The organism is Spirosoma luteolum (assembly GCF_054778875.1).
Genome location: NZ_BAAGZE010000016.1, coordinates 1 through 6,783 on the forward strand (window position 1 = coordinate 1; position 6,783 = coordinate 6,783).

Annotated in this window: 8 protein-coding genes and 1 pseudogene; 4 read left to right on the plus strand and 5 right to left on the minus strand. The window is 47.4% G+C overall.

Annotation, left to right across the window (positions count from 1 at the left end; genetic code table 11):
• Window positions 1-201, minus strand: a 201-nt coding sequence (locus tag ACYVAC_RS16225) for a hypothetical protein (protein WP_461098801.1), incomplete at its 3' end; no start/stop codon positions are given.
• Between the two features lie 338 nt (window positions 202-539).
• Between ACYVAC_RS16225 and ACYVAC_RS16230 the strand changes: the two genes are divergently transcribed.
• Together ACYVAC_RS16230 and ACYVAC_RS16235 are read left to right on the plus strand one after the other, a co-directional pair.
• Window positions 540-863, plus strand: coding sequence for an IS1-like element transposase (locus tag ACYVAC_RS16230; RefSeq protein WP_461098802.1), 324 nt, complete (start codon window positions 540-542; stop codon window positions 861-863).
• 247 nt (window positions 864-1,110) lie between these two features.
• Window positions 1,111-1,320: an IS1 family transposase gene (locus ACYVAC_RS16235; RefSeq protein WP_461098803.1), complete on the plus strand. Its 210-nt coding sequence runs from the start codon at window positions 1,111-1,113 to the stop codon at window positions 1,318-1,320.
• Here the strand turns inward: ACYVAC_RS16235 and ACYVAC_RS16240 are convergent.
• Window positions 1,249-1,728, minus strand: a complete 480-nt coding sequence (locus ACYVAC_RS16240; protein ID WP_461098806.1) for an ATP-grasp domain-containing protein — start codon at window positions 1,726-1,728, stop codon at window positions 1,249-1,251. The two genes, ACYVAC_RS16235 and ACYVAC_RS16240, sit on opposite strands and share 72 nt — an antisense overlap.
• A 28-nt stretch (window positions 1,729-1,756) precedes the next feature.
• Here ACYVAC_RS16240 and ACYVAC_RS16245 point away from each other — a divergent pair, with 28 nt between their 5' ends.
• Both ACYVAC_RS16245 and ACYVAC_RS16250 read left to right on the plus strand, forming a co-directional pair.
• Window positions 1,757-2,230 (plus strand): helix-turn-helix domain-containing protein, encoded by a 474-nt coding sequence (locus ACYVAC_RS16245; RefSeq protein WP_461098804.1) that lies wholly within the window; start codon window positions 1,757-1,759, stop codon window positions 2,228-2,230.
• A 40-nt stretch (window positions 2,231-2,270) separates the two neighbouring features.
• On the plus strand, window positions 2,271-2,702 hold the full coding sequence (locus tag ACYVAC_RS16250; RefSeq protein WP_461098807.1) for a transposase: 432 nt from the start codon (window positions 2,271-2,273) through the stop codon (window positions 2,700-2,702).
• A gap of 567 nt (window positions 2,703-3,269) precedes the next feature.
• Here the strand turns inward: ACYVAC_RS16250 and ACYVAC_RS16255 are convergent.
• From ACYVAC_RS16255 to ACYVAC_RS16265, 3 genes and pseudogenes are all read right to left on the minus strand, one after another.
• Window positions 3,270-3,743: a helix-turn-helix domain-containing protein gene (locus ACYVAC_RS16255; RefSeq protein WP_461098808.1), complete on the minus strand. Its 474-nt coding sequence runs from the start codon at window positions 3,741-3,743 to the stop codon at window positions 3,270-3,272.
• Window positions 3,744-3,953: 210 nt separating this feature from the next.
• The gene (locus ACYVAC_RS16260) at window positions 3,954-6,542 is read right to left on the minus strand and encodes a T9SS type A sorting domain-containing protein (RefSeq protein WP_461098805.1); all 2,589 of its coding nucleotides are present in this window, start codon (window positions 6,540-6,542) and stop codon (window positions 3,954-3,956) included.
• A 138-nt stretch (window positions 6,543-6,680) separates the two neighbouring features.
• Window positions 6,681-6,783, minus strand: a pseudogene (locus ACYVAC_RS16265) (IS5 family transposase); the annotation flags it as partial.

A 6,783-nucleotide genomic window follows, 5' to 3' on the forward strand; every position in this document is an offset into this window, starting at 1 on the left:
CTCGGCGATGAGTCCGGCGTACAAACGCAGGTTGGCCGCCGCCTCGATGCGGGCCGACTGGTTGACCGACACCGGCTCTTGCACGTTGACTTCGGGGCTACACGCACTCATTGATAGCCCAATTAACGTACAGAGAGCCATAAAGCGGTAAATGGTTGTAATAGGTTTAGACATATTGACTTTTATATAACGTTTGTACAATGGTATTAAAAAGAAATTAAAAAGAAATATTTAATTTCTTTTTAATACTAAATAAATTTTTTTATAAAATTTGACTTTATTGTACACTTTTTTATTGAAAGTAATTATACTTAAGTAAACTACATAAAGCTATAAGTATATTTGTCGAACACTGTATTAGTGTAAAGACTTATCTACGGTTTGGCGCCTACGTTTTACTTAAGTAGCATATAGAGGGCGTAAAAGAAATAAGCCGCTCCACTTATCGGATTAAAATCAGTATTCTGTACAGTTAGTTTGAGCGAAATCGTAAACCTATTGGTAGTGGCTTAACTGTGTTGATATAGGTATCTTTATGAATGGCCTTAGAAGCAGTCTCCTGTAAGCATTGTGGGCAAACCAAACACGTAAAACGATATGGCACTACCCGCGCTGGTACCCAACGCTACCGATGCTATGACTGCGGTCGAACTTTTGTCCAAACTTATACCCATAAGGCCCGAGACTCCTTGGTCAAAGAGCAGATCACTCAGATGGTCCTCAACGGAGCAGGCGTACGCGATACCGCCCGTGTGCTAGGTGTTAATCGTAACACCGTCAGCGCTCAACTTAAAAAAAACGGGGCCGCCCGTGCGGTAGTGAAGTGGTCCAAGTTAATCCCTTGTACGTCGATAGAGGCTTGAAAATGAGCCTCAAAGTCGACGAGATGTGCCGGGCCGCCGGGCGGTCTTATGTGGGCAAGAAAAAACAGCCCCGCTGGCTGTGACGGTCGGCCGCTGCCGTGGGTCGAGGATGCGGTGACAGGCGAGATCATTGCCTTTGTTTTTAGCCGCCGTACCAACCATACATTTCGTCACTTTCTACATCTGTTGGAGGAGGCCAAAATTGAGGTGATCAGGTGGATAACGGACTCCTGGTGCGGGGCGGCCCGTGCCGGCCTACTTTGACTGCTTAGATCAACGCTTACGCTTAGTTCGTAAAGCGGCATTACAAGGAATTGAACGGAAGCATCTTACTCTTCAAACACGCCTAAAACGACTGACTCGCCGAACCATTTGCTTCTCAAAGTCAGTGGTGGTCCACGATACCATAATCGGCCTGTTCATTAATCAGTTTTTCTTTACCTATCAACGCAGTTAAGCCACTAACTACTTTTTCTAATGCCGCTTCCTCTTCGTTTTCCTGTTGCTGTTTGTCTACCTCTGGTTTACTAGGTAAAGGAACCGGAGCTATAACCGTGGATTCCCTCTTTGCTCGTGCCTCAATGTGTCTTATCAAGTCATTGAAATAGTTCTGACCTGTAACGTCAATGATTCCAGTACCCGGGCTACCATCCACTTCAGTTACGTAAGTTTGACCCGTCTTCCCCCGGATTAGATCAATACCAGTAAAATCCAAACCTACGGCTTTAACTGCGTTAACGCACATAGCCGTTTCCGACTCAGATAACTTAATCGACCGCCCGTTACCACCTTTTGACAGGTTAGCCCGGAAGTCGCCTTGGCTAGCCGTTCTTTCCATTGCTGATACAACCTTACTTATACTAATTCAGAAGCTGTAGGCCGTATTTTTGGCTATGGATTACACCACGAAGATAAGCCAGTCGGTAGACGAATTGCTACAGCTTGAAAAGCAGATTGTTTATCCGAGCCAGCGCGATCATATTCGCTTCATCCGACTCTTGAAAGCCCAACAGGCTAACACCCAGAAAAAAGCGGGTGCGCTGGTCAATCTGGGCTTGCGACAGGCCCAACGCGTTTGGAAGACCTACTTGGAAGAGGGCATACAGGCCTTTACCAAACCCAAACAGCCCACTTATCTGGGCAAACTCGATACCACCCAAATCACCCGCTTCCGGGCCTATTTGCAGGATGATCAAGCCCACTCGCTGGAAGATAGGCAAGCCTATCTGGCGGGCAGTCTAGGCGTAGTCTACACCATCGGGGGTTTTCATGACCTCTGTAAACGGCTGGGCATCAAAAAGAAAACAGGTCGTCCGGTCCATATTCACCAGCGACCAGGCGCCATCGACGCGTATAAAAAAATTTGAGTCCCTGGTGGCTGACTTTCCGCCGGAGCAGATTCTGTTCATGGATGAACGACGAGCGGGTACGCGTTCCGAGTCGGGGCGCAAATGGGCCCCGACAGGCCATCGTCCCTATTGTCGGGTGCAGATTGGCTACCAGAGTTTGTATCTCTATCTAGCCGTATGCCCCTTCAGGGGTAAGGGTTACGCGGCCTTGCTACCAACGATGGCAGGGTCCGGGTTTGGCTGGTTCATTCAGCCACTCAACCGTTCGATAAAGGCACCGACGTTGTTGGTAGCTGATGGCAGCCGAACGCATACAGCGGGTGGGTTCACAGCTACCCAGTTGACCTTTAGCAAGTTGCCAGCTTATTGCCCTGAACTCAATCCCGTTGAAGGGATTTTCAAGGAACTACGATACGGTTTAAAGAGCCGGGTATTCAGCACAATAGCGGCTGCGGAAAGGCAATTGACCCGGGTACTTATAGATGCGTGAATTAGTCTGTGAAGAAACTGACCTCCTTCTTTCGAAAGAAGCAGCGGATCCGTTTTCGATCCGCTTGCAGGAAATCAACCTCGTTCATCACCGCAGTCTGAAGCGATTTCAGATTGGTGAAAACTTGATTCTTCAGGGATCGCTTCAGTTGACTCCACACTAACTCGACCACACCGGCGGCCCGGCGGGTTGAGCATTGGGCTGTAGGCGGGTAGTCGTTCCAGATGCACTCGGCCGGGTCGACAATGGAGCCAGTCTCGTACCGTTTGAGACCGATGAATAGCCGCCCCATCCGCACAGGCGGCCCTGCCAAATAATTAGCATATTTTGACGGCGGTATTGCCAGCAGAGCTTGCTTAAGAACCAACAGATATCGTCACTAGTAAAGGGCTGATCCTGCCCCGCTAGATACAAGCGGCCGTTGGCGAAATGGCAGCAATCAGGCTGAGATGTGCGCGGCCAGCCTGTTCCAGAAGCAACGGTGTTTGACCACGGGGTGCCCAGCTGTGGGCGACAAAAGGCAATAAATAGCACGCTGATTCATCCATATATAGAATCGTACGCCCCTCAATCTGCGCTTTTTTTGAGCGCAGGGAGTCGCTCGGCTTGCCAGTTGGCCACAGCCTGCGGGTCCTGCTGGCGAGCTTGCCGAGCCGGTTTCTGCCGACTCCAGCCTACTTTCTTAAGCAGCCGTCCAATTTGAGAGGGGTCATAGCTAACACCAAAAAGCTTGTTAATCGCACCATTAGTACGGGGCCGGGTCCACACTTGGCCTGAAAAACCGTATTGCTCAGCCCCCTTGGCCAGTTCTTTTGTCAGTTGGTCGAGTTGATCCACCGTCAGCCGGGACGGGGCTCCGGTGCGTTTACCGGTCGTTAGGCCTGCTTCGCCTTGCTCACGGTAGGTTTTCAGTGTTTGGCTGACCCAGCCCGCCGTTAGACCAAAGGCCCGAGCAATGTCGGCTTGTTTCCAGCCTGCCTGTTTAAGTTCGACGCACCGCCGACGCAGGGTTTCGTAATCCGCTTGTTTATAGATAGCCATCAAGAGCTAAAGCATAAACCTTTGTGTACTTACTCACGCAACAATATCTACTGTGTAGTTGTTTGTACACAATGAAAAATTAAAAGAATAAACTATAAATCTAATATACAAATAGTGTCAGATAATACTGGGAGACGTATACCTTCTCTCTATCAAGTGTAAAACGTGTAAAAAAGGAGGAACTTATGAGTTCCCCCTTTTTTGTGTGTACTATCGACGCACAATGATACGTCTGTTTATTATACGATTGCCCTGTTTCAGTTGCAGTAAGATTAAGCCCGTTGTTGCCTCAGGAATTAGTAATTCCTGCTCATATAATGAGCCCATTCCCGTCACATTGACCGATTTTAGAATTCGCCCCTGTATATCCACTAATTGGACTTGGCTTAGCTCTCCTTTCTGCGAGAAAAAACGGAAACGGATATGACCTTCTGTAGGGTTAGGCCAAACTACTAAAAATTCATCTTCGCTTTTTGCTTGACCATCTTTTGATGCAATCCGTGCTCCCGATGGACAGTTGAACAGTTTCGGTGAATTGTACAGCACAAAACCTTGGCTTGTAACCCTAACCGATAGGTCGTGATTCTGACCATTCCTTAGGGACGAAGGCAAGTTAAATGAGAATCCATGTTGTCCATTACCCTTTCCAGCTTGTTGAAGATCCGTTCGATAGTTAGAGGCATCGGTAGTAGCAATAACCGTTGATCCCTCCAGTAGTTGTACGTTGATAGGCTGATTAGGATATGACGAATTCCAAACCCATCCATAGGCGCTACTACAATTTATACCGTCAAAATACCCTTCATATGAACCGTTAGTAGGGTTACCAGAAACAGGAGGTTGTGGATTGGTTGGGTTTGTATTACCTCCTCCGTCACCTACACAAATGCTATTGAAGCAGATGTAGCCCCCCTGGCTGCCACTGCGCAGACCAATGGTGTGTGTGCCTAGGCTAAGGAAAATCGAACCGGTAGTAGCGGTAGTATAACCACTTACCTGGTTATAGTTTATCGATAAGGGACTGTTGTCGACCAGTATGCTAGTGGCAATTGCTTTCTCAGAAGACTTGTAGGATATAGTTAGGGAGTAATTACCCTGACTGGCCACGTTAATAGTTTTTGGTTGGATCTCTTGGTCGTTACCCGAGCAAACCTCGCTGAATGTTGTACAACTGCCAGCTGGGGTATCACTGCAGCCATTTACATTAACAGTAGTAGTTGCAGTCTGGTTACTACACCCCGGGCGTGAGGCTATCACTGTATATGTGTAAGAACCATTACTGGTGGGAACATTGAAGGAGGTAGAGGCGCCGCTGGCGCTGAGTCCATTACCACTCCAACTGTAGCTAATGTTGTCACAATTAGTACCGGAGCAGTTAGCATTGAGCGTTACACCACTTCCGCATGAGCGGTTGGTGTTTCCATCATTAGGGGCAGCACTCACACTGAAATTACAGTTTTGAGTAGTATTACCTCCATCCCCACCAAGGCAAAGCCGGTTGACACAAATATAGCCCCCATCATTGCCGCTGCTAATTCCAACGGTATTGTTAGCATTAAAGTTAAAGGAAGCAGTTGTTACCGTGGCGTATGTATTAACACCAGTCTGATTGAAACGTACCGTCTGGCTCTCTCCATTAACGCGAACAACAGCATCAACCGACTTTTCTTGGGAACGGTAGCTGATAGTTAACGGATATCGGCCTGGGGTTGCTACATTTAGCTGAAAAGGAGCTATCTCCTGAATATTGCCTGAACACTGCGGGCTGTAGTCGATACACGTGTTAGTGGGAGTGCCACCTCCGCATCCTGAAACGCTAATATTTATCGTAGCTGTCTTTGCATTGCAGCCTGACCGACTCGCTGTTACTGTGTAGGTGTATGTGCCGTTGGCACTGGGCGCGTTAAATGTAGGATTAGGAACGCTAGCACTGAGTCCATTGCCACTCCAACTATAATTAACGTTATCACAGTTAGCACCTGAACACGTGATGAGCAATTGAACTGATGCATTGCATGAAAAAGTGTTGTTGCCGGTGGGTGTAACTGCTCCAACGTTAAAATCGCAAGTAGGTCCACAAGATGTTGTTAGCTTAGAATATATTTCTGACCTAAAGAAATTGGCGATTACTGAGTTAACTGCGACATGATCTGTGCTCGCGTTGCCAACATATGCTTGATCAAAAGGGGTGGTTCCAGCGCACTTGCTGAGGTTGTAGTCAGCTAGTCTAACCTTTGGGCCACCACTCAACTGAAAATCAATCGAACTCACAGTAGGAACAAATGTTGATCGAGTTAGATTTGTGTAGTCGAAGTTAAAGGACCTCCACGGAAATAATGCTCTTGCCGGTTTTGCGAAAGCAACCCCCAGATCTTCAAATAATTGTCCGTCTCCAAAGAAGCTGCCAGGCACCTGATCATAATTGTTGCCGACTGAATTTACATATGACTCTCCTAAGCGAGGTAAGCCTAAGCCTAAACCAGTCAATGTATTTGTCCACATTTGCATCGACAGACAACGCCCCGATTCAGGAGCAGCAAAGGCAGACCATTTTATTAGGTTGCAATTTAAACCAGAGCAGAGCGCAGCGCCCAGCCCCATTCTCGGTACACTAAACTCTAACAATGTCTGGCAAGAATTAGCTTGGCCTACGACGCCTTGATTGTTCCCATTGCTTACGGCAATTTTTCGGCATTGTTGAGGATATGTTCCAACTTGCTGCAGGTGTTGTAGGAAAATAGTTCTATACCGACTAGGAGCTGGATTCTCTGAACTGTTCTCAGCGTGGTGAATAATCATCTGTCGGGCCGCAGGGCTGTTGTGTAACGATCTTTTAACACTAGGAAAGACAACGCTCGCTGTTCCTTGCAGAGCCACAAAATTTATCATTTGTTGAACTCCTAAGAATGTGTTGGGAAATTATAGTTGGTAATGAGGTCAAATGCGCTGGAGCATCAGTTGAATGTTGGCTAAATACAACCAACTCACCGAAGAAGATAGCGTATACTCATAGTCTTTAACAATGCGACGCAAATAATTA